The sequence below is a fragment of the Micromonospora sp. PRAS1 genome (assembly GCF_059553435.1).
The window spans coordinates 1-24,225 of the sequence record NZ_JCANNB010000060.1; the positions used below are offsets into that span (position 1 = coordinate 1).

Annotated in this window: 23 protein-coding genes; 13 read left to right on the top strand and 10 right to left on the bottom strand. The window is 72.8% G+C overall.

Annotated features, from left to right (window positions below; genetic code table 11):
* Window positions 1-151 precede the first annotated feature (151 nt).
* The 3 genes from AC507J_RS31050 to AC507J_RS31060 form a co-directional block, all read right to left on the bottom strand.
* On the bottom strand, window positions 152-1,684 hold the full coding sequence (locus AC507J_RS31050; protein WP_496293909.1) for a PH domain-containing protein: 1,533 nt from the start codon (window positions 1,682-1,684) through the stop codon (window positions 152-154).
* Window positions 1,681-2,220, bottom strand: a complete 540-nt coding sequence (locus AC507J_RS31055) for a PH domain-containing protein (RefSeq protein ID WP_496293953.1) — start codon at window positions 2,218-2,220, stop codon at window positions 1,681-1,683. The genes AC507J_RS31050 and AC507J_RS31055 overlap by 4 nt, the downstream gene beginning before the upstream one ends.
* Window positions 2,221-2,286: 66 nt before the next feature.
* The gene (locus AC507J_RS31060; RefSeq protein WP_496293911.1) at window positions 2,287-2,559 is read right to left on the bottom strand and encodes a hypothetical protein; all 273 of its coding nucleotides are present in this window, start codon (window positions 2,557-2,559) and stop codon (window positions 2,287-2,289) included.
* Window positions 2,560-2,795: 236 nt separating this feature from the next.
* On the opposite strand from AC507J_RS31060, the gene AC507J_RS31065 reads away from it, so the two are divergent.
* From AC507J_RS31065 to AC507J_RS31075, 3 genes are all read left to right on the top strand, one after another.
* Complete coding sequence (locus AC507J_RS31065; protein WP_496293913.1) at window positions 2,796-3,902, top strand: AAA family ATPase; 1,107 nt, start codon at window positions 2,796-2,798, stop codon at window positions 3,900-3,902.
* Entirely contained in the window at window positions 3,881-4,891 is a 1,011-nt protein-coding gene (locus AC507J_RS31070; protein ID WP_496293915.1) for a DUF58 domain-containing protein, read from the top strand. The genes AC507J_RS31065 and AC507J_RS31070 overlap by 22 nt, the downstream gene beginning before the upstream one ends.
* Window positions 4,892-5,025: 134 nt before the next feature.
* A complete protein-coding gene (locus tag AC507J_RS31075; protein WP_496293917.1) occupies window positions 5,026-5,976 on the top strand; it encodes a VWA domain-containing protein in 951 nt (316 codons plus the stop codon).
* A gap of 95 nt (window positions 5,977-6,071) precedes the next feature.
* Here AC507J_RS31075 and AC507J_RS31080 read toward each other — a convergent pair whose 3' ends face one another.
* The 5 genes from AC507J_RS31080 to AC507J_RS31100 form a co-directional block, all read right to left on the bottom strand.
* The gene (locus AC507J_RS31080; RefSeq protein ID WP_496293919.1) at window positions 6,072-6,233 is read right to left on the bottom strand and encodes a hypothetical protein; all 162 of its coding nucleotides are present in this window, start codon (window positions 6,231-6,233) and stop codon (window positions 6,072-6,074) included.
* Between the two features lie 353 nt (window positions 6,234-6,586).
* Window positions 6,587-7,762 carry an acyltransferase family protein gene (locus tag AC507J_RS31085; protein ID WP_496293921.1) on the bottom strand — a complete coding sequence of 392 codons (1,176 nt, stop codon included), beginning with the start codon at window positions 7,760-7,762 and terminating at the stop codon, window positions 6,587-6,589.
* Window positions 7,759-8,667 (bottom strand): alpha/beta hydrolase, encoded by a 909-nt coding sequence (locus tag AC507J_RS31090; RefSeq protein ID WP_496293923.1) that lies wholly within the window; start codon window positions 8,665-8,667, stop codon window positions 7,759-7,761. Before AC507J_RS31090 ends, AC507J_RS31085 begins: the two co-directional genes overlap by 4 nt.
* Window positions 8,668-8,774: 107 nt before the next feature.
* On the bottom strand, window positions 8,775-9,437 hold the full coding sequence (locus AC507J_RS31095) for a response regulator (RefSeq protein WP_496293925.1): 663 nt from the start codon (window positions 9,435-9,437) through the stop codon (window positions 8,775-8,777).
* Complete coding sequence (locus AC507J_RS31100; RefSeq protein ID WP_496293927.1) at window positions 9,434-10,672, bottom strand: sensor histidine kinase; 1,239 nt, start codon at window positions 10,670-10,672, stop codon at window positions 9,434-9,436. Before AC507J_RS31100 ends, AC507J_RS31095 begins: the two co-directional genes overlap by 4 nt.
* Window positions 10,673-10,823: 151 nt before the next feature.
* On the opposite strand from AC507J_RS31100, the gene fabG reads away from it, so the two are divergent.
* The 4 genes from fabG (at window position 10,824) to AC507J_RS31120 (ending at window position 14,369) form a co-directional block, all read left to right on the top strand.
* Entirely contained in the window at window positions 10,824-11,528 is a 705-nt protein-coding gene (fabG, locus tag AC507J_RS31105) for a 3-oxoacyl-ACP reductase FabG (protein WP_496293929.1), read from the top strand.
* A 108-nt stretch (window positions 11,529-11,636) separates the two neighbouring features.
* A complete protein-coding gene (fabI, locus tag AC507J_RS31110; RefSeq protein ID WP_496293931.1) occupies window positions 11,637-12,404 on the top strand; it encodes an enoyl-ACP reductase FabI in 768 nt (255 codons plus the stop codon).
* A 114-nt stretch (window positions 12,405-12,518) separates the two neighbouring features.
* Window positions 12,519-13,550, top strand: a complete 1,032-nt coding sequence (locus AC507J_RS31115; RefSeq protein ID WP_496293933.1) for a ferrochelatase — start codon at window positions 12,519-12,521, stop codon at window positions 13,548-13,550.
* Window positions 13,551-13,589: 39 nt separating this feature from the next.
* On the top strand, window positions 13,590-14,369 hold the full coding sequence (locus tag AC507J_RS31120) for an HAD-IIA family hydrolase (protein ID WP_496293935.1): 780 nt from the start codon (window positions 13,590-13,592) through the stop codon (window positions 14,367-14,369).
* A gap of 405 nt (window positions 14,370-14,774) precedes the next feature.
* On the opposite strand, the gene AC507J_RS31125 is transcribed toward AC507J_RS31120, so the two are convergent.
* Window positions 14,775-15,569, bottom strand: coding sequence for an Rv1486c family protein (locus AC507J_RS31125; protein WP_496293937.1), 795 nt, complete (start codon window positions 15,567-15,569; stop codon window positions 14,775-14,777).
* 209 nt (window positions 15,570-15,778) lie between these two features.
* Here AC507J_RS31125 and AC507J_RS31130 point away from each other — a divergent pair, with 209 nt between their 5' ends.
* Both AC507J_RS31130 and AC507J_RS31135 read left to right on the top strand, forming a co-directional pair.
* Window positions 15,779-16,591, top strand: coding sequence for a DUF3097 domain-containing protein (locus tag AC507J_RS31130; protein ID WP_496293939.1), 813 nt, complete (start codon window positions 15,779-15,781; stop codon window positions 16,589-16,591).
* Between the two features lie 85 nt (window positions 16,592-16,676).
* Window positions 16,677-17,960 (top strand): AI-2E family transporter, encoded by a 1,284-nt coding sequence (locus AC507J_RS31135; protein ID WP_496293941.1) that lies wholly within the window; start codon window positions 16,677-16,679, stop codon window positions 17,958-17,960.
* Between the two features lie 4 nt (window positions 17,961-17,964).
* Here AC507J_RS31135 and AC507J_RS31140 read toward each other — a convergent pair whose 3' ends face one another.
* Complete coding sequence (locus tag AC507J_RS31140) at window positions 17,965-19,284, bottom strand: serine hydrolase domain-containing protein (RefSeq protein WP_496293943.1); 1,320 nt, start codon at window positions 19,282-19,284, stop codon at window positions 17,965-17,967.
* Window positions 19,285-19,367: 83 nt separating this feature from the next.
* Between AC507J_RS31140 and AC507J_RS31145 the strand changes: the two genes are divergently transcribed.
* The 4 genes from AC507J_RS31145 to AC507J_RS31160 form a co-directional block, all read left to right on the top strand.
* Entirely contained in the window at window positions 19,368-19,838 is a 471-nt protein-coding gene (locus tag AC507J_RS31145; RefSeq protein ID WP_496293945.1) for an NfeD family protein, read from the top strand.
* A 4-nt stretch (window positions 19,839-19,842) separates the two neighbouring features.
* Complete coding sequence (locus AC507J_RS31150; protein ID WP_496293947.1) at window positions 19,843-20,952, top strand: SPFH domain-containing protein; 1,110 nt, start codon at window positions 19,843-19,845, stop codon at window positions 20,950-20,952.
* A 174-nt stretch (window positions 20,953-21,126) separates the two neighbouring features.
* The gene (locus AC507J_RS31155; protein ID WP_496293949.1) at window positions 21,127-21,936 is read left to right on the top strand and encodes a hypothetical protein; all 810 of its coding nucleotides are present in this window, start codon (window positions 21,127-21,129) and stop codon (window positions 21,934-21,936) included.
* Window positions 21,937-22,069: 133 nt separating this feature from the next.
* Window positions 22,070-24,225 (top strand): transglycosylase domain-containing protein (locus tag AC507J_RS31160; protein ID WP_496293951.1); only part of this gene is annotated, 2,156 nt, incomplete at its 3' end.

Consider the following 24,225-nt stretch of genomic DNA (forward strand, 5'->3'; position numbering starts at 1 on the left):
GCCCCGCCCGCGATCATGCAGTTTCGGTCGCCGATATGCGTCTTTCGCAACCTTTGCGGCGACGAGAAGTGCAAGATCGGCTGGGGCGTGGGGCGTGGGGCGTGGGGCGTGGGGCGTGGGGCGTGGGGCGTGGGGCGTGGGGCGTGGGGGGTTAGGTGGGGTGGCGGGTGGTGTGGGCGCGGGTGGTCAGTTCGGCCGCCAGGGCCCAGGCTTCGGCGAGATCCCGGTCCACGGCCGCGGCGCCGGCCCCACCGGCGGTGTCGGCGTGCACGGTGGCCAGCCCCAGCAGGCGCTGCACCGGACCCTGCACCACCCGGACGCTCTGCAACCGGGCGTACGGCACGATGGTCAGCTGACGGGTGAGCAGACCCGAGCGGACGACGAAGACCTGCTCGGTGAGGCCGGCACCGAGCACCTGGCGGCTCAGCGGATTGACCCACCGGGCCCGGGACGGCGGCGGACTCAGCGGCAACGACGACAGGGCGACGCCGGGCAGCACTTCGGCGACGATCCGCTCGCCGGTGGCCAGGTCACCGACGGGGAGCAGCCGGTCCGGCCGGTTGCGCTGGTCGGACTCGCCTGCGGCGTAGCCGGCCACCTCCAGACGCAGCCGCAGCCAGCCCTTCATCCGCCAGAGCAGCGGCCAGGTCACGCCCACGGTCTGTACCCGGTGCAGCGGCACGGTCTGCACCCTGGTCTCCAGCAGGCCGTTGCGGATCCGCAGCCGGTCCTCGTCGCGGGCGAGCTGGAACCGCCAGTCGTCGAGGACTCGGCGCACGGGTTGCAGCAGGATGCCGGCCATCGCGGTAAGCGTGCTCGCCACCGCGATGAACGACCAGGAGCCCTCGGAGAGAAACTGCGCGGCCACGAACACCACGCCGAAGGGGAGCAGGAACGCCTGCGGGGTGAGCAGTTGGCTGATCAACAGGTCCCGGTTCGCCACCGCGTGCAGCGGGCGGCCCGGTGGCACGGGCGGCTCCCCGGCCGGTGCCATCGCCGGTGCCGGCTCGGCGCCCGGCGCGGGGGCGGTCCGGGCGCCCGCTAGGGCGAGCAGACGCCGGCGCAGGGCCGCCGCCTCGGCGACCCCGAGGAACGCCAGCGGCGCCTCGGTCTTGCCGCCGCCCACGACCTCCAACCGCAGCTCGGCCAGGCCGGTGAGCTGGGCGAGCAGCGGGCGTACCACTTCGACCGCCTGGAGCCGTTCCAGCGGGATGGCCCGGGTCCGGCGCCAGAGCAGCCCCTCGTGGATCCGCAACTCCCGGCCGACCACCTGATAGCCGGTGTTGTACCAGCTGACCACCGCCAGCACGGTGGCACCGAGGGCGATCACGATCACCATCGTCACGAACCAGCCGAACCCGACCCGGGACAGCGTCGACCAGGAGAGCCCGGCGATCACCACGACCAGGGACTTGGCGCCGTGCAGCGCAGGGCTCAACGGATGCAGCCGCTGCCGGGTGTGCAACGGGTCCGGTGGCGGAGGAGCCTGCGGATACGGATACGGCGGGTACGGCGGAGGCGGCCCACCAGGCGCGTACGGCGGAGGCGGCCCACCGAGCGTGGGTGGTGCTGGCGGTTGGGGCGCTTGTGCGTCGGCGGGAGGCGGTGCTGGCGGTTGGGGCGCTTGTGCGTCGGCGGGGGGCGGTGCGGGCTGCTCCGGACCCCAGCCGGCCGGGCCGCTCACAGCCCTTCCGCCCGGTCCTCGCCGAGCGCGGTGAGCCGGTCACGCAGCCGGGACGCCTCCGCAGGCCGCAACCCGGGCACCCGGGCGTCGCTGGCCGCGGCGGCGGTGTGCAACTGCACGGTGGCCAGGTCGAAGGCCCGCTCCAACGGACCGGCGCTGACGTCGACGAACTGCATCCGGGAGTACGGCACGATGGACAGCCGGCGGACCAGCAGACCGTGCCGCACCAGCAGGTCGTTCTCGCGTTCCGCGTAGCCCCAGGCGCGTACCGCCCGGACGATGGTCACCGCGCGCCACACCGCGAACACCAGCAGGACGCCGAGCGCCACGCCGAAGGGCCAGGAACCGGTGACCGCCCAGCTGACTCCGAGCACCGTCGAGACGACGGCCACCAGGGCGGCGAGGCGCAGCAACTCCACCCAGATCAGGTCGGTCGAGATCGACTGCCAGCGGACCGTCTCCGGCCAGGGTTCGAGCGGGCCGGGCTGTGCCACCGGGGGTGCCGGCTGCGGGCTGGCCGGTCCGTCACCGTGCACCGGGCTGGCCGGTCCGTCACCATTCACCGAGCTGGCCTTTCGTTCGCGACTGCGGGGCTCGCAAGCTCACTCCTCGCGCTCACCGAGCTGGGGTTCCGTTGTCCGCGTCCACCCTTCGAGCGTAGGCGATCCGGCCAGCGGGGCGACCTCGCGCAGGAAGCCCCGCGCGGTGAGGAAGTCGCCGAGCTGCGGTCGATGCACATCGCAGGCGAGCCACGTCTTGCGACGCTCGGGCTGGTGGATCCGAGGATTGTTCCAGCGCAGCGACCACGCGGCCGGGGCGCGACACCCACGGGCCGAACAGATCAGCGGCTGGCTGGAGGTGTCGGTGTCGCTCATCCCGGCCAGTCTAGGGCGGCGGGAGAGGAAGAGCGCCGGGCGGCCACGGGGGAAGCCGCCCGGCGACGAATGCATGGTACACACGCCGGGGCGGCTTCTGTCCACTCATGTTGGGCGATTCGCCTGGCGCGGGACGGCGTGGCGAAAATCGGTCGCTCCCACAGTCCGTACTCAGCCGGGCATGCGAGGCTTGGTACGCACACGCCACGACGACCGAATCATGCTGTGGAGGACCGGTGGCCCAGCCGACCATGCCCGACGCTCCGACGCCGAACGGCACCCAGCCGCAGCCGTCCTCGGCGCCGACCACCACCCCGGCGCAGGACGCCGGCCTGCTGGAGCGGGCACTCTTCGAGATCAAGCGAGTGATCGTCGGGCAGGACCGGATGGTCGAGCGGATGTTCGTGGCGCTGCTCGCCCGGGGGCACTGCCTGCTGGAAGGCGTACCTGGGGTGGCCAAGACCCTCGCGGTGGAGACCCTCGCCAAGGTCGTCGGCGGGTCGTTCGCCCGCGTGCAGTTCACTCCCGACCTGGTGCCGGCCGACATCATGGGTACCCGGATCTACCGGCAGTCCAGCGAGAAGTTCGACGTCGAGCTGGGCCCGGTCTTCGTCAACTTCCTGCTCGCCGACGAGATCAACCGCGCGCCGGCGAAGGTGCAGTCGGCGCTGCTCGAGGTGATGAGCGAGCGGCAGGTCTCGATCGGCGGGGAGAGCCACCGGGTGCCGGACCCGTTCCTGGTGATGGCGACGCAGAACCCGATCGAGCAGGAGGGGGTCTACCCGCTGCCGGAGGCGCAGCGGGACCGGTTCCTCATGAAGATCATCGTGGGTTACCCGACCGACGCCGAGGAACGCGAGATCGTCTACCGGATGGGCGTGGCCGCACCCGAGCCCGCCCCGGTGTTCGGCACCGACGACCTGATCGCCCTTCAGCAGAAGGCCGACCAGGTGTTCGTACACAATGCCCTGATCGACTACGCGGTCCGGCTGGTGCTGGCCACCCGTTCCCCCGCCGAGCACGGCATGCCCGACGTGGCGCAACTGATCCAGTACGGCGCCAGCCCACGCGCCTCGCTCGGCCTGGTCCGGGCGACCCGGGCGCTGGCGCTGCTGCGCGGGCGCGACTACGCCCTGCCGCAGGACGTGCAGGACATCGCCCCGGACATCCTGCGACACCGCCTGGTGCTCAGCTACGACGCGCTCGCCGACGACGTGCCGGCCGACCACGTGGTGCACCGGGTGATGGCGACCATCCCGCTGCCCTCGGTGGCGCCCCGGCAGCAGGCGACACCGCCGGGTGCGGTGGCACCGACCTCGGGGTGGCCCGGGCAGCGGCCGTGACCTCGGCCACCCCTCGACCCGGCGGCCGGGACGCGGCCACCGACCGCTCCGGCGCGGTGCTGTCCCGGCTGCAACTGCTGGTCACCCGCAAGCTCGACGGGCTGTTGCAGGGCGACTACGCCGGCCTGCTGCCCGGCCCGGGAAGCGAGGCCGGCGAGTCGCGCGAGTACCGGCCCGGCGACGACGTACGCCGGATGGACTGGCCGGTGACCGCCCGCACCACGACGCCGCACGTCCGGCGTACGGTGGCCGACCGTGAGCTGGAGACGTGGCTGGCGGTGGACCTCTCGGCGAGCCTCGACTTCGGCACCGGCCGGTGGCTCAAACGGGAGGTGGTGATCGCGGCGGCGACGGCCATCACGCACCTGACCGTGCGGGGCGGTAACCGGATCGGCGCGGTCGTGGGCAGCGGCGGCGACCTGCCACCGCGCCGGTGGGGCCGCCGGGCGGCACCCGCGCCGGCGGGTCCGGGCCGACTGGTCCGGCTGCCCGCCCGGTCGGGCCGCCGGGAGGCGCAGGGCATGCTGCGCGCCATCGCGGCCACCGAGATCCGGCCGGGTCGTGGCGATCTCGGCGCGCTGGTCGAGATGCTCAACCGTCCGCCCCGCCGACGCGGCGTCGCGGTGGTCATCTCCGACTTCCTCGCCCCGCCGGCCCAGTGGTCCCGACCGCTGCGCAAGCTGCGGGTGCGGCACGACGTGCTGGCGATCGAGGTGGTCGACCCGCGGGAACTGGAACTGCCCGACGTCGGGGTGCTTCCGGTCGTCGACCCGGAGACCGGCGAGCTGCACGAGGTACAGACCGCCGACCCGAGCCTGCGGCACCGCTACGCGGCGGCGGCCGCTGCCCAGCGCGCGGAGATATCCGCCGCGTTGCGCGCCGCCGGCGCCGGGCACCTGCGACTGCGTACGGACCGAGACTGGCTGCTGGACATGGTGCGCTTCGTGGCCGCGCAACGGCACGCCCGCACCCGAGGGACGACACGGTGACCGACGCCGCCCACCGCCGACTGCGCGCGCTCGGCCGTCGGCTGTCGTGTCGTCAAGGGCCGGACCGTCCCACCGCAAGGCGGGACTACTGGCCATGTGCTCGCCAAAGGCACTGAAAGGTAACGGACGACGAGATGATTCGACTGCTGCAACCGTGGTGGTTGCTGGCCGTGCTGCCGGTGCTCGCCCTGGCCGCGCTCTACGTCTGGCGCCAGCTGCGCCGGCGGGAGTACGCGCTGCGGTTCACAAATGTGGACCTGCTGCGTACCGTGGCGCCGAAGGGGCTGGGCTGGCGCCGGCACGTGCCGGCGGCCGCGTTCCTGCTCGCCCTGCTGGTGCTGGCTGGCGCGCTGGCCCGGCCGGCAATCGACACCCGGGAGCCGCTGGAGCGGGCCACCATCATGCTGGCCATCGACGTCTCGCTCTCCATGCAGGCCGACGACGTGCCGCCGAACCGGCTGGAGGCGGCCCAGGAGGCGGCCAAGCAGTTCGTGGCGGAGCTGCCGGAGACCTACAACGTGGGGCTGGTCTCGTTCGCCAAGTCGGCAAACGTGCTGGTGCCGCCGACCAAGGACCGGGCGGCGGTGACCAGCGCCATCGACGGGCTGGTGCTGGCCGAGGCGACGGCTACCGGTGAGGCGGTCTTCACCTGCCTGGAGGCGATCCGGTCGGTGCCGGCCGACGGCGCGGCGGGCATCCCACCGGCCCGCATCGTGCTGCTCTCCGACGGGTACCGCACGGCCGGTCGGTCGGTCGAGGAGGCGTCGGCGGCAGCGCAGGCGGCGAACGTGCCGGTCTCCACAATCGCCTTCGGTACCGACACCGGCCACGTCGACATCGGTGGCCAGTTGCAGCGGGTGCCGGTGGACCGGCTCGCCCTCGCCGACCTGGCCGAGAACACCGAGGGCTACTTCTACGAGGCGGCCACGGTAAGCGAGCTGAAGCAGGTCTACCAGGACATGGGCAGCTCGATCGGCTTCCGGACCGAGCCGCGGGAGATCACCCAGTGGTACGCCGGCATCGGCCTGCTGCTGGCGCTCTGCGCCGGCGCCCTCAGCCTGCTCTGGACCTCCCGCCTGCTCTGACCCACCCAGTTGACCATGAGGTCAGCGGCAGTATCTGATCGTCAGACTGCCGCTGACCTCATGATCAACCGGGGTGGTGGGGAGGGATGGGCGGGTCAGTTGGTGCCGCTGGCGAGGACGAAGAGGACGGCCACCCAGACGGCGGCGAGGGTGAAGCCCAGCGGGGCGACGTAGCGGCTCATGACAGGCTCCGAGAGTGGCGACGGCGGCCCGGGGGCAGGGCGGACCGCGAGGGGTGGATCGGGACGCGCACACACGAAGTCGTGACCGGGGAGCTTCCGGTGGCAACCGCGGACCGGGCCGGCGTCGTTGCGCCGGGCGGTGGAGCGGGTGCGGGGAGCGGTGCCAGCTCAGGCGGAGCGGAATGGCTCAGCGTGGCTGGCGATCGGCCCGGCCACGACTGGGAGGATCACTGTCTGGCACAGCGATCACCTCCTGCGGTCGGGTTCCGGGGCGATACGGACCGCCGAGCGGCCCGCAGACGCGGATCATCGTACACCCGGCGCGGGGGTCCGGCGCACCGGGCCGATCGGCTGCCGGGCGGCCGGTCTTCCGGCTCTGCGGCCAAGCCTCGTAGCGTGCGGCAAGCCGCTAGGCGGTGAACGACTGGTCATCGTTCCCCCGGTGGGAGTCCGTGCACCGTGCGGCCGGGCCTGCGGCGGTGGACCAGGATCGCCAGCACGACCGCCAGGACCGGCAGCCAGGCGATCCGGGCCAACAGCCAGGCCGGGCCGTCGGGGCTGGTGTGCAGTCCCGGCAGTTCGGCTTTGGCCTGGGCGGCGAGCAGAGCCACCCCGACCAGCACCGGCTGGTGCCAGAGGTAGATGCGTACCGCGTGCCGGTTGACCTCGCTGACCAGCCGGCGGGGTAGCGGGCGGCGCAGCAGCCGCTCCAACATGGGCCGGGCCAACAGGCCGAGCCCGACCTGGGTGACCGCGAGTGTCACCGCGAACAGCGTCGGCGGGTTCAGGTTGGACCGGCCGGCGCCGGGCACCCCGACCGCGCTGAGCGGGTAGCCGAGCGCGAGTCCGGCGGCGAGTCCGGCGGCGCCGATGGTGACCAGCCACAGCGCGGCCCGCCGCCCGGTCAGCCGGCCGTCGGCGTGGGCCAGGCCGAGCAGGTACGGCACCGCCCAAGCGGCCAGCACGGTCACCGGCGGTAGCCCGGTGCCGGCGGGCAGCAGCCCGGCAGCCAGGTCGACCAGGGCCACCACGGCAGTCGCCGCGACGGCGCAGCGTGGCACCCCCCAGCGCCGTACGGCGGTGCGCAGCGGGCCGGTGAGCAGCACCAGGACCAGGAGTGGGGCCAGGAACCACAGTGGGCTGACGGCCAGCGTCAGCGCCACCGACAGGGTGCCGTCCGGCACGCCCGCCAGGGTGGCGACCAGGAGCACGGTCGCGCTCGTGCCGAGCAGCGCCACCGCCGGCAGGACCAGCCGGCGTAGCCGGCGGGTGAGCCAGCCGGGGCCCTGGTGTCGGGCCGCGGAGCGGGCCGAGGCGTACCCGGCGGTGAAGAAGAAGAGTCCGAGGGTCTGGAGGACCCAGCTGGCCGGGGCCAGGGCCGGCATGGCGGTCAGCGGGCTGGCCTGGTGCAGGGTGCCTTCGGCGTCGAGCAGCAGGCCGGTGACCAGCCAGTGGCCGAGCACCACTGCGGCGACCGCGTACGCCCGCAGCCCGTCGATGGCGGCGTCGCGGTGCGGGCGAGGGGCGCTCCGCGAGGCATCCGTCGCGGTCCTTCCGGCGGCGGCGGTCAACTCGACGTGCCGGGTGACCAGTCGGCTGTTCATCGTTGGCCGCCCGGCGCAGCCGGTGCCCCGGCGCCGTGCAGCACCACTGCGGCTACCGCGTCCAGCGTCGGCCCGGCGGGCAGCAGGTACTCGTCGTGACCGGTGGTGGCGGCCACCGGCAAAGGCCGGGCGCCGAACGAGGGGTCGCCGGGCCGGACCCCGTGCCCGAGTCCGGGCAGCCGTACCTGCGGCACGTGGCGGATCCAGTCCTGCGGCGCCTCGGCCGCCCAGAACCGGATCCCGGCGAGCCGCTCGGCGCGGTCCACCCCGACCCCGATCCCGCCGAGGCTCACCACGTCCGTCAGCTGGGTCGGGGCGTCGACGGCGACCAGCCCGGTGACCAGGGCGCCGTAGCTGTGCCCGACGAGCGTCACGCGGGCGTTCGGCCGCTGCTCGGCGAGCGTCCGTAACTGCTCGCCGAGCGCGAGCGCGCCCCGGCGGGCGCTGGCCGGGGTGGCCGCCGCCAGCAACCCGTCCGGCGGGTCGTAGCCGAGCCAGGCCAGCACCGCGACCCGGGCGTGCGGGTCGGCCGCGCGCAGGGCGGCGTACAGGTCGCGGGCCTGCCGGGCGGGCGCTCGCCGGCTGACACCGGCCATCCCCTGGTCGAAGTCGGGCAGCCGGCTACCCACGCCGGGTACGAGCACGGCGATCCGGTCCGCGGTGGCCAGGTCGCCGACGACCTCGACGGCGCGCCCGTCCCCCCGCGCGTCGAAGGCCAGGAACCGCCGGCCTTCGGCCACCCAGCCGGCGTACGGCGGTCCGGCCGCGCTCATCGCCGCCGCCGTGACCGGGTACGCCTCGACGAAGCCGGCCGGCAGCCCGCCCGCCGACGTTGCCGGTGGCGCCACCAGCCCGGCCCCGAGGACCGTGGCGAGCCCCACCCGGAGAACGTCCCTGCGCACCATGCCGCGCTCCCTCCACTGCGTTGTGGAGGGCAGCGTGCGTCGGCGGCCGGGTGGTTGACATCAACCCGCGGAGCTGTCTCTGCCGGGCCGTACCCGCTACCTGGGAGCTACTCCCCGGCGGCGACCAGGCCGGTCTCGTAGGCGAGGACGACGGCCTGCGCTCGGTCGCGCAACTGGAGTTTGGCCAGGATCCGGCCGACATGGGTCTTGACGGTCTGCTCGGCGACCACCAGGTCGGCGGCGATCTCGGCGTTGGACCGGCCCCGGGCGATCAGCCGCAGCACGTCGGTCTCCCGGGGGGTGAGGGCGGCGAGGCTCGTCGGGCGGGACTGCTGCCGCCGCGGTCGGGCGGCGAATTCGGCGATCAGCCGCCGGGTGACGGTCGGGGCGAGCAGCGCGTCACCGGCGGCGACCACCCGCACCGCGTGCACCAGGTCGGCGGCGGGGGCGTCCTTGAGCAGGAACCCGCTGGCTCCGGCGCGCAGTGCCTCGTAGACGTAGTCGTCCAGGTCGAAGGTGGTGAGGATGAGCACCCGGGGCCGGTCGGACGGCCGGTCGCCGAGCAGCCTGCGGGTCGCGGCGAGGCCGTCGAGCACCGGCATCCGGACGTCCATCAGCACCACGTCCGGGTCGAGCCGGCGGGTCTCGGCGACGGCCTGCGCGCCGTCTGCGGCATCGCCGACCACGATCAGGTCCGGCTGGGCGGCCAGCAGCGCACCGAAACCCTGCCGGACCATCGCCTGGTCGTCGGCGATCAGCACGCGGATCATCGGTCGGTGTCCTCCGGACCGTCGGGTAGCAGCGCGTCCACGGCGTAGCCGCCGTCGCGGGTCGGGCTGGCGATGAAGCTGCCACGCAGGGACACCGTACGTTCCCGCATGCCGGGCAACCCCTGCCCGCCGCCCCGCGCGTCCGGTCCGGCCGGTACGCCGCCACCGCCGTTCTCGATCCGTACGCCCAGCCCGCCGGTGCGCTCGCGAACCGTGACGCGCACCTCGGCGCCGGCCGCGTGCCGGGCCGCGTTGGCCAGTCCTTCCTGAACGATCCGGTAGGCGGCCAGCCCGACCGGTGCGGCCGGCTCGACTGTGACGTCGGTGTCCAGGGTGACCGCCATGCCGGCCCGTCGGGCGGTCGCCACCAGGTCGCGCACGTCCATCAGGCCGGGCTGCGGCGCGGTCTGCGCCTGGTCCGACTCGCTGCGCAGCACGCCGAGCAGCCGCCGCATGTCGGTAAGCGCGGACCGGGCCGAGTCGGCGATGGCGGCGAATTCGGCGCGCGCCGGGTCCGGGACGTCGGTGAGCCGGTACGGTGCGGTCTCCGCCTGCACCGCGATCATCGACATGTGGTGTGCGACCACGTCGTGCATCTCGCGGGCGATGCGGGTGCGTTCCTCCAGCACCGCGCGGCGGGCTTTCTCCAGCTCGCTCACCTCGGCCTGCTCGACCAGCGCCTGCCGGGTGCGCAGGTTGTGTCCGAGCAGGTCGCCGATCAGGAGCACCACCCCGAAGAGCAGGCTGACGCCGATCTGGTTGTGCGACGGCACGAACATCCAGACCGGCAGCAGGCTGACCAGGCCCAGCCAGGCGAGCACCGGCCGGTCGACCCGGGCAGCGACGACGAGCAGTACGACGAGGCTGACCAGAATCTGCACGGTGCTCCACGGCCAGTCGTCCGACGGCAGCCGATTGAAGGTGCCGAAGAGCAGCCCGACGAGCGTGATCCGCCAGGCCAGCAGGGGGCGTGCCAGCAGGAGCGGCAGCGGTGCGACGGCGAGCACGGCGAGGAACCAGGCCATGGGGGTGACCAACTTGCGGGTGTCAACCAGGTACCTCGCGCCGAGCAACACCAGTCCGAGCAGCGCCAGCAGCCCGAGGGTCCGGATCAGGGCGGCGACGAACGGCCAGCGGCGCAACCTGTGCAGCGGCAACCGGACCGGCGGATAGTCCGGCCCGGTGAAGGTGCGGCGCAGGGCCGCCAGGGCGGCACGGACGTGACGGCGGTCCATCCCCGGCACGCTAGCCAAATTCGGCGGCCGGGTCGTGCCCCCGCAGAGTGATCCACCCCGTAGTACCCCGGTACGACGTGCGGCGGGTTAGGGATTACCGTGCGGTAACGCCTAGTCTCCAACCCGCAGCGATCTTTGGAGGGGACGCACCGTGTCGCGAACTGTGCTGGTTACCGGCGGCAACCGCGGGATCGGCCTGGCCATCGCCCAGGCCTTCGCCAAGCAGGGCGACCGGGTGGCGATCACCCACCGGGGCAGCGGGGCGCCGGAAGGGCTCTTCGGCGTGCGCTGCGACATCACCGACGCCGAGTCGGTCGACGCGGCGTTCGCGGCGGTGGAGGCGGAGTTCGGCCCGGTCGAGGTGCTGGTCGCCAACGCCGGCATCACCGACGACACCCTGCTGCTGCGGATGTCCGAGGAGCAGTTCACCCGGGTGCTGGACACCAACCTGACCGGCGCGTACCGCTGCGCCAAGCGGGCCTCGGGGAAGATGTTGCGGGCCAAGTGGGGGCGGATGATCTTCATCTCCTCGGTGGTCGGCCTCTCCGGCGGTGCCGGCCAGGTGAACTACTCGGCGAGCAAGGCCGGCCTGGTCGGGGTGGCCCGCTCGATCACCCGGGAGCTGGGCAGCCGCAACATCACCGCAAACGTGGTGGCGCCCGGCTTCATCGAGACCGACATGACCGCGGTGCTGCCCGACGAGCGCAAGGCGGAGATCCTCAAGTCGATCCCGGCGGGCCGGATGGCCAGCCCGGAGGAGGTCGCCGCGGTGGTCACCTGGTTGGCCGCCGACAGCGCCGGCTACGTCTCCGGCGCGGTCATCCCGGTCGACGGCGGCCTCGGCATGGGCCACTAGCAGCCCCCGGCCGCTGAAGCACTCGGTCACCAGAGGCCTCGGTCACCAGAGGCCCCTGGTCACCGGAAGCCCTCGGCCATTGAACCTGAGCACGGAGGAATGAGCTTAATGTCCGGACTGCTGGCCGGTAAGCGGCTGCTCGTCACCGGCGTCATCACCGACGCCTCCATCGCCTTCTCGGTGGCGAAACTCGCCCAGGAGAACGGCGCTCAGGTCGTGCTCACCGGGTACGGACGGCTCTCGCTGGTGGAGCGGATCGCCAAGCGGCTGCCCGAGCCGGCCCCGGTGATCGAGCTGGACGTGACGAACGCCGAACACCTGGCCGGGCTGGCCGACAAGGTTCGCGAGCACGTCGACGGCCTCGACGGGGTGGTGCACTCGATCGGCTTCGCCCCGCAGAGCTGCCTCGGTGGCGGCTTCCTCGACGCCTCCTGGGAGGACGTGGCGACCGCGCTGCACGTCTCGACGTACTCCTACAAGTCCCTCGCGGTCGCGGCGCTGCCGCTGATGTCGCCGGGCGGCGCGGTGGTCGGGCTGACCTTCGACGCCACCAAGGCGTGGCCGGTCTACGACTGGATGGGCGTGGCCAAGGCCGGGCTGGAGTCCGCCTCCCGCTACCTCGCCCTGCACCTGGGCAAGCAGGGCATCCGCAGCAACCTGGTCTCGGCCGGGCCGCTGCGGACGATGGCCGCCAAGTCGATCCCCGGTTTCGAGCAGTTCGAGGAGGCATGGTCCGAGCGCGCCCCGCTGGGCTGGGACCTGACCGACCAGGAGCCGGCCGCCCGCGCCTGCCTGGCGCTGCTCTCCGACTGGTTCCCGGCCACCACCGGCGAGATCGTCCACGTCGACGGCGGCTACCACGCCCTCGGCGCCTGAGGGTGAAAGGAAGGGCCCCTTCTTAACGCCTCGTGTATAGGAAGGGCCCCTTCTTAACGCCCGGGACCCGGGGGCGTTGCCGGGTCGCCGCCAGCCACCGGCAAGAATGGAACCATGTCGTACGACGCGGTGGTGCTGGTCTCCTTCGGTGGCCCGGAGGGGCCGGACGACGTGTTGCCCTTCCTCCAGAACGTGACCAGGGGGCGGGGCGTCCCGCCGCAGCGGCTGGCCGAGGTCGCCGAGCACTACCAGCACTTCGGTGGCGTCTCGCCGATCAACCAGCAGTGCCGGGATCTGCTCGCGGCGATTCGGGCCGACTTCGCCGAGCATGGCCTCGACCTGCCGGTGTACTGGGGCAACCGGAACTGGAAGCCGATGCTCGCCGACACGGTGGCGCAAATGCGCGACGACGGCGTACGGCGGGCGTTGGCCTTCGTCACAAGCGCCTACGGCGGCTACTCCTCCTGTCGGCAGTACCAGGAGGACATCACCGCCGCCCGGGCGGCGGTCGGCCCGGACGCGCCGGTGATCGAGAAGCTGCGCCAGTTCTGGGACCATCCCGGCTTCGTCGAGCCGCACGCCGACGCGGTACGCGCGGCACTGGCCCAGCTCGATCCGGCGCGGCGGGACAGCACCCGGCTCGTCTTCACCGCACACTCCGTACCCGTCTCGATGGCCGACAGCGCCGGGCCGCACGGCGGCCGGTACACCGCCCAGCTCGCCGAGACGGCCCGGCTGGTGCACGCGGCGGCGGCCCCGGACCTGCCGTACGACCTGGTCTGGCAGAGCCGGTCCGGCCCGCCGCACGTGCCGTGGCTGGAGCCGGACATCAACGACCACCTGGCCACCCTCGCCGACCAGGGCGTCACCGGGGTCGTGGTCAGCCCGATCGGTTTCGTCTCCGACCACCTAGAGGTGGTCTGGGACCTGGACACCGAGGCGCTGGAGACGGCCAAGCAGCTCGGCCTCGACTTCGTCCGCGCCGGCACGCCGGGCACCGATCCTCGCTTCGTAACCATGGTGCGGGAGCTGGTCCGGGAGCGGATCGATCCGGACGGCGCGAACCTGCGCCGCCGCCTCGGTGAGCTGCCGATGTGGGACTCCTGTCCCACGGTCTGCTGCATACCGCCCCGCCGCCCGTCCTGACCGCTCCGGCGCACCCGACACCCCCAGGGAATGACGATCATGCAGGACCGTAAACCTGTCGAGAGTTGGCTCACCGACATGGACGGCGTGCTGGTGCACGAGGGCCAGCCGGTGCCGGGCGCCCCGGAGTTCGTGAAGCGACTGCGCGCCTCCGGCAAGCCGTTCCTGGTGCTGACCAACAACTCGATCTACACACCGCGCGATCTCCAGGCCCGCCTCGCCCGGATGGGCCTGGACGTGCCGGAGCAGGCGATCTGGTCGTCCGCCCTGGCCACCGCCCAGTTCCTGGCCGACCAGCGGCCGGGCGGCACGGCGTACGTGATCGGGGAGGCCGGGTTGACCACGGCCCTGCACGCGGTGGGCTACGTGCTCAGCGACTTCGCGCCCGACTACGTGGTGCTGGGGGAGACCCGGACCTACAGCTTCGAGGCGATCACCAAGGCGATCCGGTTGATCAACGACGGGGCCCGCTTCATCTGCACCAACCCGGACGCCACCGGCCCGTCCGTGGAGGGTGCGCTACCGGCCGCCGGCTCGGTCGCCGCGATGATCTCGAAGGCGACCGGCGTCGAGCCGTACTTCGTCGGCAAGCCGAATCCGATGATGATGCGCTCCGCGCTGAACACCATCGACGCTCACTCGGAGAGCACGGCGATGATCGGGGATCGGATGGACACCGACATCCTCTGCGGTCTGGAGGCCGGGCTGGAGACCATCCTGGTGCTCACCGGCATCAGCACCCGGGCCGAGGCGGAACGCTACCCGTACCGCCCGTCACGCATCGTCAACTCCGTGGCCGACCTGATCGACGAGATCTGACCAACGGGCTACCGCGCGGGTCAATCCGGCGCTGCACGGGCCCGACCCGCTGCTCGCCGCGCAGCACCTCAACTACCTGATCCTGTCGGTGCCGCTCACGAGGCGATGTTCGCCGTCCGCGAGTCGTGGCCCGAGGCGGACCTGCACCGGCACCCGGTGCACCGGACCGGAACTCTGTACCCCGAGGATCAGCCCGATGCCGAGCGTGGGCCGACGAAGCCGTACGCGTCTTCCTCGCCGCCCACCCGGCACAGCCGCGCAGGGGCGAGCGGCGGTGACGGGGCTGCCTCAGCCTCGGCGGCGGCGGTGGCTCGCCCGGACGCTCGCCACCGCCCAGCCGAGGAAGACGACCTCGATGGTGGCGAGGATCCAGACGGTGACGTTCTCGACCACGGTCGGCTCCCTTCAGGGGCGCAGCGGGGCGTTGCAGGCGGCGACGAGGGCCTGGCGGCAGGCGGCGGTAAGCGGGCGCAGCGCGGCGTCGCGTTGCTGGGCCTCGTAGTTGTTGATCGCGCCGCCGGGCGCGGCGTGCCCGGCCAGGGCGAGCACCCGGTCGAGCACGGCGGCGCGGGCGAACAGCCGGCGGGCCCGCGGGTCGAAGCCGGGCGGCAGGTCGGTGGCGCCGTCCGGGCGGCGCAGCGCCTCCAGGGCGCCGGCCAGCTCGGGCCGCCACTGGGCCACGTCGAGTCGGGTGAGCGCGGCGGTGGTGTCGGCCAGTGCCGCGGCCAGTTCCGCCTCCGCCTCGGCGGCGCCGGGCAGGGTGAGCGACGCGGCCGGCGCGTCCGCGGGCAGCGGGTAGACCCGCCAGAGCACCGTCTCGAAGGTGTCCCCGGAGCCCGAGGTGTGCACCCGTACCTCGGGGATCAGGCCGAGTGAGCCGGCGATCACCGCCTCGCCGGCGAGCAGCGCGGCGCCGGCGAAGTCTCCCGGGCCGGGCAGGCCGCGCGGATCACCCGGTGCGGGCAGCACCAGCCGGATCTCGTCGGGCGAGAGCTTGGCCAGGGTGGGCAGCGCCGCCCGCAGCGGCACGTCCGTCCAGGTGCCGGGCGCGTCGGCGACCAGGTGCTCCTCGTCGCCGGCGACCGCGTCGGAGACCTCGTCGAACGGCACCAACCCGGCGCGCCACGCGCGCACCCAGGCAACGAACCGGCTCGACCGGCGCGGCGCGAGGATGGCCGCACCCGCAGCGGGGGTGGACATGCCGAAAGAGTACGTGCTGACGCCCGCCTGTGTCTCGGCTGCCGCGCCCCCCGCCTTCCGGCCCCGTCGATCATGTAGCTTTGCTCCCTTTTTCGTCCGCATTTGCGGCTTTTATGGCGACGGTAACTGCATGATCGACGGGCTCGGGGATGGGTGTCGGCGGCGGGTCGGGCGGCGGGTGGGGGAGCGGCGGTCTAGCGTGGGGCGGCATGGGGCGGCGGTATGGCGATGACGTGTTGGCGGGGGACTGGCGGCGACGGAAGGTGACCCCGGAGGTCGACGCCGAACCGGATCTGGTGGTCGAGGACGCCGACTCGGGCTTCTGTGGTGCGGTGGTCGGGTTCGAGTCCGGCGCGGTGGTGCTGGAGGACCGGCACGGTAAACGACGCAACTTTCCACTGCTCCCGGCCGCGTTCCTGCTCGACGGCGCGCCGGTCACCCTGCGTCGGCCGGCTCGCGCTGCGGTGCCGGCGGCGCGTCGGCGTACGGCGTCCGGGTCGATCGCGCTGGACGGGGTCTCCGCCCGGGTCGCCCGGGCCAGCCGGATCTGGGTGGAGGGCGTGCACGACGCCGCGCTTGTCGAGCGGATCTGGGGCGACGACCTGCGGATCGAGGGCGTGGTGGTGGAGCCGCTGGAGGGCATCGACGCCCTCGACGACCGGGTGCGCGAGTTCGACCCCGGGCCGCAGCGGCGCCTCGGCGTGCTTGTCGACCATCTCGTGCCCGGCTCCAAGGAGAGCCGCATCGTGGCCCGGGTGACCTCGCCGCACGTGCTCGTCACCGGGCACCCCTACGTCGACGTGTGGCAGGCGGTGAAGCCGGCGGCGCTGGGCATCCGGGCGTGGCCGGTGGTGCCGCCGGGGCGGCCCTGGAAGGAGGGCGTCTGTGCGGCGCTCGGAGTGGCCGAGCCGGCCGACATGTGGCGGCACATCCTGTCCCGGGTGAACACCTACGCCGAGGTGGAGACGCCGTTGATCAACGCGATGGAGCGGTTGATCGACTTCGTCACCGAGCCGGGCTGAACCGAGCGGGCACGTGCCCTCGATCAGCTGACCGGGCAGGGCGCTAGCGTGGACGGCCTGATCCCTACCACCCCGGGGGTGCCGGTTGAGTCGGTTCCAGCAGTCGCGGCAGCGGCTGCGTCAGGCGTACGAGGCGGGACGCGCAGCGGTTCGCGCGGTCCGTGAGCGCCAGCGCACGCGGTCGGTGCGCCGCGCGGAGGAAGCGGATTCCGGCTTCCCCGAGCCGGTGTACCGGCCCGTTCCGGTCGGCGGTGTCGCCTCGACGGCGAGCCGCGACGACTCCGACGTGCCGAGGGCGCTGCGGATCGCCGCCGCGTGGTCCTGGCGACTCATCGTCATCGGGGTCGTCGGCTGGGCGTTGCTGCGCTTCCTGGGCACCATCCGCATCGTCGTCGTGCCGTTGCTGGTGGCCCTGCTGCTCGCCGCCTTGTTGGCGCCGGCCGTGGGTTGGCTGTTGCGCGTCGGCATCCCCCGTACGCTCGCCACCGCCGTGGTGCTGATCAGCGGGCTCGCCGCGGTGGTCGGCACGCTGACCATGGTGGTCAACCAGTTCATCGTCGGTCTGCCGGACCTGAGTAGCCGGGCCGCGGCCGGCATCGGGCAGATCCAGGACTGGCTCCGCGACGGGCCGGTCGGCCTCTCCGACGGGCAGCTCAACCGGTACGTCGAGGCCGGGCAGAGCTGGATCAACGAGAACAGCCAGTCGCTGACCAGCGGCGCGATCAACACCGCGGGCACCCTGTTCGAGGTGCTCACCGGCACCCTGCTGGTGCTGTTCGCCACGTTCTTCTTCCTGCGCGACGGCGACCGGATCTGGCGGTTCCTGGTCGGGATGTTCCCGGCCGCCGCCCGCTGGCGGGCCGACGACGCCGGGCGGGCCTCATGGCGGACCCTGGTGGCCTACGTCCGGGCCACCGTGCTTGTGGCGTTCATCGACGCGGTGGGCATCGGGGTCGCGCTGGTGCTGCTCGACGTGCCGTTCGCCTTCCCACTGGCCGCGCTTGTGTTCCTCGGCGCGTTCATCCCGATCGTCGGTGCGACGCTCTCCGGGGCGGTGGCGGTCCTGGTCGCCCTGGTCGACAGCGGCTGGGTCACCGCGCTGGCCGTCCTCGGTGCGGTGATCGTGGTGCAGCAGGTGGAGGGGAACGTCCTCCAGCCGTGGATCATGGGCCGGGCGGTGGCCCTGCACCCGTTGCCCGTGGTGCTGGCGGTGACCGCCGGAGTGGTGCTCGACGGCATCTTCGGCGCGCTCATCGCCGTACCGGTGATCGCCGTGCTGAACACCGCGGTCCGCCGCCTGGCCCGGGAGCGACCCGGGCCGCCGGCACCGGTCCCCGACGCGGTAGTGGTCAGGTCCACCCCACCGTGAGGCGTCAGGGGAGTTCGTCGGGGGTGCGGGTGAAGACGAAGGTGGCGATGTCCAGGGCGACCGGGGTGCCGGCCTTGTCGTGGAGCACCGCCAGCACCTCGCCGTGCTCCTCGCCGCCGACGCCCCGCCAGCGGTTGGGGCCCTCAGCGGCGTAGCGGCTGACCTTGCCACCCGAGGTGACGCCGATCAGTTCGCCGGTGGCGGCGTCCCAGCTGACGTCGAGCGCGATGCCCATCCACCACCAGCGGCCGGTAAGCGCCGCGACGTCGGCCGGCGGCGCGGCGTCGGCCGGCCGCCACGGCCGGGCCGGTGCGGGTTCGGCCTCCAGGACCTGGCTGAGCAGCCGCCGGGTGAGCGGGCGCAGGCCACCGGAGCGGAAGGTGTACGAGTTGGCGAAGCCGACGACGGCGGTACGGCTGGGCCGGTGCACGGTCAGCATGGCGCCGTAGCCGGGCATCGAGCCGCCGTGCCCGACGTACACCCGGTCACCCTCGCGGATCAACTCGATGCCGAGGCCGTACCCGCCCCGCCAGCTCTCCGGGTCGGTGAGGATCACCGGTGCGCACATCTCGGTAAGGGTGTCCGGGGCGAGCACCGCCGGGTCGGGGTCGGCGACGAAGGCAGCCCAGCGGCCCAGGTCCGCGACGGTGGACCAGAGCTGCCCGGCCGGCGCCATCGCCCGGGTGTCGGTACGCGGCTCCTCCCGCAGCGTGTCGTGCCAGGGGTGCACCACGTAGCCGGGGGCGTACGGCTCGCTGGCCGCGTACGTGGTGCGCTCCAGGCCCAGCGGGTCGAGGATCCGCTCGCGCAGCAACTGCGGCCACGGCGTCTTCGTGATCCGCTCCAGCGCCCCACCGAGCAGCCCGTACGCCAGGTTCGAGTAGTGGAACGCGTGGTGCGGCGGATAGGCGATCTTCGCGGCGGAGAAGCCCTGCAACAGGGTGGTCAGGTCGACGCCCTCGCTGCGCTCCCACCACGGCCCGTCGGGCTCGCGTTGCAGGCCACCGGCGTGCCCGAGGAGTTGCCGCAGGGTGACCGGGCCGGCCGCGGCCGCCTCGGGCAGGTGCCGCCGTAACGGGTCGTCCAGGGCCAGCCGTCCGGCGTCGCGTTCCTGCATGACCAGCACCGCGGTCATGGTCTTGGTGATCGAGCCGATCCGGTACTGGAGGTCGGCATCGGGTTGCGGACGGGTGCCGGCACCGGCCAGGTGGGCCAGCGTGCCGTCGCGCACCACCCCGACGACGAGCGACGGGACGCGGCCGGCGGACTGCGCGTCGGCCACCAGTGCGTCGATCCGGCGGGTGGTTTCAGGACGCAGGGGCACGAACCCTCCCTCGGTGGTGGTGGTCGCCAGGGCTCGATCATGACAGTTCGATGACACGTGCATTGCCGTGTCACGATCGTTACATGGAAGCCGTGTTGTGGATCGTGCTGGGCGTGGTGTTGGCGGTCGCCGAGATCTTCACGGCGACGCTGTTTCTGATCATGTTCTCGGTCGGCGCCTTCGCCGCTGCCGGTGCCGCCGCCCTGGGGGCCTCGGTGCCGGTACAGGCGGTGGTCTTCGCCGCCGTCTCGGCGCTCACCGTGCTCGCCGCGCGGCCGGTCATCCAGCGGCACAGGCAGACCTCCTCGGAGGACCGGGGCACCGTCTTCGGCATCGAGGCGATCGAGGGTTCCACCGCCCTGGTGCTGGAGCAGGTCGACGCCGACCAGGGCGTGGTCAAGATCGACGGCGAGACGTGGAGTGCCCGCGCCTACGACGCCACCCAGGTTTTGGCACCCGGCGAACGGGTGCAGGTTATCCAGGTCAAGGGAGCGGTAGCCCTGGTCTGGCGGGACGTTGCGACGCCCGGTGAGCTACCCGAAGCGGAAAGGTGAACGGATGGAATTCGTGTTCCCCGTCCTGTTGATAGCCGTGGCCCTGCTAGCAGTGGTCACCCTGGCCAAGGCCGTGCGGATCGTGCCGCAGCAGCGCCAGGACGTGGTCGAGCGGCTCGGCCGGTACAAGCGCACCCTGAACCCGGGGCTCAACGTCCTGGTGCCCTTCGTCGACGCCGTACGCACCAAGGTCGACATGCGCGAGCAGGTGGTCAGCTTCCCGCCGCAGCCGGTGATCACCTCGGACAACCTGGTCGTGTCGATCGACACCGTCCTCTACTTCAAGGTGGTGGACTCGGTCCGGGCCACCTACGAGATCTCCAACTTCCTCCAGGCCATCGAGCAGCTCACCGTCACCACGCTGCGGAACGTGATCGGTTCGCTGGACCTGGAGCGCGCGCTGACCAGCCGTGAGGAGATCAACCGGCACCTCTCCGGTGTGCTGGACGAGACCACCGGCCGGTGGGGCATCAAGGTGACCCGGGTCGAGATCAAGGCGATCGAGCCGCCGCCGAGCATCCGTGACTCGATGGAGAAGCAGATGCGCGCCGAGCGGGACCGCCGGGCGGCGATCCTGAACGCCGAGGGGCACAAGCAGTCGCAAATCCTCTCCGCCGAGGGTGAGAAGCAGGCGGCGGTGCTGCGTGCCGACGGTGACCGGCAGGCCCGCATCCTCCAGGCCGAGGGCCAGGCGAAGGCGATCCGGACCGTGTTCGACGCGATCCACACCGCCAACCCGAGCCAGAAGGTGCTCGCGTACCAGTACCTCCAGGCGCTGCCGCAGATCGCCAACGGCACCGCCAACAAGGTGTGGATCGTGCCAACCGAGCTGACCAAGGCCCTGGAGGGCATGGGTGGCGCACTCGGTGGGCTGAGCCAGATGGCCGGCGACGCACCGAGTCCGCAGGCCTCCGACGACGCCAGCGCGGTCGAGCGGGAGGCCGCGGAGGCGGCGCAGGCCGCCGCCGCGGCGGCGGAGGAGATCCACAACGAGGTACGCGTGGCGGAGGCGCAGGCCACCGGCGGCAAGAAGCCGCAGGGGCTGCCCGCCCCGGAGCCGATCTCCCCGGAGAGCCTGGTCAACGACCCGGCCGACCAGCGCGAGCGGGCCTGATCCCGCTCGGCTCGGGACCGGGGTGACCGGTCCCGAGCCAACGGGGAGCAAATGCGAGAAATGCTCATGAGGCGCTCCGGTGCCTGCCACCATCGGTCGTAGTGCGGGTGGTGACCAGGCATCGGGGCGCCTCGGCGCGTCCTGAGCACCGCTCGTGGACGAGCGAGGTGACGCATGGAACCGCTGAAGCGCCTGTGGTCTGCGCCGGAGGTGCCGGGGGCACACGACCCCGCCGGACCGATCGGCACCCGGCGTACCGGTGGGGGCTTCGGCGTACTGCCCTTCGTCGACGACCCGGCCCCGCCGGGCCCGGCGACCAATGCGAGCTGGGCGTGGTCGCTGCGCCGGCTCGCCCGGGCCGCCGTCTGGCTGCTGCCGGCGTACGCGATCCTCTACGGCGCGGTGGCGATGGCCAGCGACGGTGGGGTCGGCAACGACCCGTACCCGGCCGACGGTCGACCGCTCTACCTGGTCGGCTGGGTGCTCGCGGTCTGGCTCGGCCTGCTGGCCCTGCTCGGCCTGGCGGGCCTGCTCGCCGCCACCCGGAGCCGGCACGCCGCGGTGGCGGGGCTGCTGGTCAGCATCGCCGGAACGGTGCTCATGCTGCCCTTCGCGGGGCTCTCCGAGCAGACCGCGGTCTTCGGCACCACCGCCCGGTCGCTGGTGCTGGTCGGTGCTACCTGCTACAGCGTGGGTTGGCTGCTCACCGGCTGGGCGGTGGCCCGTTCGGGGATGTTCAGCATCGGGGACGGGACGATGTTGATGATCGCGAGCCCGCTGCTCGGCCTCGGTGGTGCCCTGATCGGCTCGTTGCAGACCTTCGGGGCGATCTTCGTGCTGATCGCCGGTATCGGCATCTGCTACCGCTCGGGACGGCTGATGCCACGGGAGATCCTGCGCGACGCCACCAGCGCCAGCGTCGCCACGACCGGCCCGGCCGGGCCGACCGCGCCGGGTGGGGCCGGGCCGATCGGTCCGGCCTGACGGCAGCATTGGCCGGTTGTCGCCCTGTTGCCGGTTTACCAGCACAAAGGCTGCTGCCAGTTGACCGTGAGTTGGCTGACAACCGGCCGCCCGAGGTGGTCGGAAGGCGGCTTTCGCGGCAATCCTGGTGACCATGGCCACTCCGACGCCGCTGTCGCGGCTGTTCACCGTCCTGCTGACCGGCGTGCTCGCCGGGCTCGTGCTGGCGGTAGCCGCGCTGCCGGGCAACCTGTTGCTCGGTTTCACCGCCCAGGCGGCACTGCGCGAGTACGCGGCGTTGCCGGACGCCCTGCGGACCCCGGCCACCCCACAGCGCTCCTACCTCTACGCCAACGACGGCAAGACGTTGATCACCACGTTCTTCGACGTCAACCGCACAGACGTGGCGCTGGCGGAGATCGCGCCGGTGATGCGGCAGGCGATCGTGGCCGCCGAGGACCGGCGCTTCTACGACCACAGCGGGGTCGACCTGCGCGGCATGCTGCGGGCCGTGGTCAGCAACGTCACCTCCGGCAGCGAGCAGGGTGGCTCCACGCTGACCATGCAGTACGTGCGCAACGTGCTCAAGACCGACCCGAACCGCACCGCCGAGGAACGGGCCGCGGCCACCGAGCAGACCGTCGGGCGCAAGCTCCAGGAGATCCGGTACGCCAACGCGCTGGAACAACGGCTCGGCAAGGACGAGATCCTCAACCGCTACCTCAACATCGCGTACTTCGGCTCCGGGGCGTACGGCATCGCCGCCGCGAGCCAGCGCTACTTCTCCAAGGCACCCGCCGAGCTGACCCTCGCCGAGGCGGCGCTGCTCGCCGGCCTGGTGCAGGCGCCGGAGGCGTACAGCCCGATCGACGGCGACACCGACGCGGCGCTGGCCCGGCGGGCGTACGTGCTGGATTCCATGGTCGCCACCGGGGCGATCACCGCCGACCAGGCGGCCCGGGCCAAGGCCGAGGAGTTGACGCTCGACCCCAGCGAGCAGGCCAACGGCTGCACCGCCACCGCCAGCGCCCGGGACGGCTGGGGCTTCTTCTGTGACTACCTGCGCCGGTGGTGGCTGGCCCAGCCGGAGTTCGGCGACACCGTCCAGGAGCGCGAGCAGGCGCTGCGCCGGGGCGGCTACACCGTGGTCACCACGCTCGACCCGCAGATCCAGAAGACCGCGCAGCGGCAGGCCACCGAGGTCTACGGGTACGACAACCCGCGTGCCGTGCCGATCGCCGCCGTCGAGCCCGGCACCGGCCGGGTCCTCGCGATGGCGGTCAACCGGCACTACAGCGTCGACGCCAACCCCGACGGGCAGGTCAACTACCCGAACACCGTCAACCCGTTGATCTCCGGCGGCGGCGGTGTCGCCGGTTACCAGGCCGGCTCGACGTTCAAGCTGTTCACCATGCTCGCCGCGCTGGAATCCGGCCGACCCCTCGCTACCGGCTTCGACGCGCCCAGCCGGCTGCCCACCCGGTACGCGGCCGGCGACGACGACAGCAGCTGCGACGGCCGGTGGTGCCCGGCGAACGCCAACCCGCAGTGGATGGACGGGTACCGGATGATGTGGGACGGCTTCGGCCGCTCGGTCAACACGTACTTCGTCTGGCTGGCCGAGCAGGTCGGCCAGGACAAGGTGGTCGAGATGGCCCAGCGGCTGGGCATCACCTTCCGCGCCGAGGCGGACGCCCGGTTCGCCGAGGACGACGCGGCCAACTGGGGGGCGTTCACCCTCGGGGTGGCCGCCACCACCCCGCTCGACCTGGCCAACGCGTACGCGACCGTGGCGGCGGAGGGGACGTACTGCGCGCCGGTGCCGGTGGTGTCGGTGACCGCGCCGGACGGTGAGCGTCTGCCGGTCGGCGACCCGTCCTGCCGCCAGGTGCTCGACCCCGACGTGGCCCGGGCCGCCACCGACGCGGCGCGCTGCCCGGTGGGCCAGCAGTCCGCGTTCGGGCAGTGCAACGGCGGCACCGCCACCGCCGTGAACGGGATCCTCGACGGCCGACCGGTGGCCGGCAAGACCGGCAGCTCGGACCAGGCCGCGACGGAGAGCTTCGTCGGCTTCACCCCGCAGGTCGCGGTGGCCGGCATCGCCGCCAACCCGGACGACCCGACCGACTCGGTCGGCGCGGCCGTGCAGGCCCGGGTGATCGAGGCGGTCGCGCGGATCATCGCCACCGCCGTCGACGGTGAACCGGAGCAGGCGTTCACCGCCCCCAGCCAGGAGCTGGTGGGCACGCCACGCCGTCCGGTCGAGCGGGACCGGATCGACGACCGGCCGCGTACCGACAGCCCGCTCGC

Excerpts from the sequence above, each read along its gene's own strand:
- AC507J_RS31130 (WP_496293939.1), top strand. The coding sequence starts at position 15,779 with ATGGGGCGGCGGTATGGCGATGACGTGTTGGCGGGGGACTGGCGGCGA.
- AC507J_RS31100 (WP_496293927.1), bottom strand. The coding sequence starts at position 10,672 with ATGGACCGCCGTCACGTCCGTGCCGCCCTGGCGGCCCTGCGCCGCACC.
- AC507J_RS31150 (WP_496293947.1), top strand. The coding sequence starts at position 19,843 with ATGGAATTCGTGTTCCCCGTCCTGTTGATAGCCGTGGCCCTGCTAGCA.
- AC507J_RS31090 (WP_496293923.1), bottom strand. The coding sequence starts at position 8,667 with ATGGTGCGCAGGGACGTTCTCCGGGTGGGGCTCGCCACGGTCCTCGGG.
- AC507J_RS31060 (WP_496293911.1), bottom strand. The coding sequence starts at position 2,559 with ATGAGCGACACCGACACCTCCAGCCAGCCGCTGATCTGTTCGGCCCGT.
- AC507J_RS31085 (WP_496293921.1), bottom strand. The coding sequence starts at position 7,762 with ATGAACAGCCGACTGGTCACCCGGCACGTCGAGTTGACCGCCGCCGCC.
- AC507J_RS31155 (WP_496293949.1), top strand. The coding sequence starts at position 21,127 with ATGGAACCGCTGAAGCGCCTGTGGTCTGCGCCGGAGGTGCCGGGGGCA.
- AC507J_RS31075 (WP_496293917.1), top strand. The coding sequence starts at position 5,026 with ATGATTCGACTGCTGCAACCGTGGTGGTTGCTGGCCGTGCTGCCGGTG.
- AC507J_RS31120 (WP_496293935.1), top strand. The coding sequence starts at position 13,590 with ATGCAGGACCGTAAACCTGTCGAGAGTTGGCTCACCGACATGGACGGC.
- AC507J_RS31125 (WP_496293937.1), bottom strand. The coding sequence starts at position 15,569 with ATGTCCACCCCCGCTGCGGGTGCGGCCATCCTCGCGCCGCGCCGGTCG.
- AC507J_RS31145 (WP_496293945.1), top strand. The coding sequence starts at position 19,368 with ATGGAAGCCGTGTTGTGGATCGTGCTGGGCGTGGTGTTGGCGGTCGCC.
- AC507J_RS31095 (WP_496293925.1), bottom strand. The coding sequence starts at position 9,437 with ATGATCCGCGTGCTGATCGCCGACGACCAGGCGATGGTCCGGCAGGGT.
- AC507J_RS31115 (WP_496293933.1), top strand. The coding sequence starts at position 12,519 with ATGTCGTACGACGCGGTGGTGCTGGTCTCCTTCGGTGGCCCGGAGGGG.
- fabI (WP_496293931.1), top strand. The coding sequence starts at position 11,637 with ATGTCCGGACTGCTGGCCGGTAAGCGGCTGCTCGTCACCGGCGTCATC.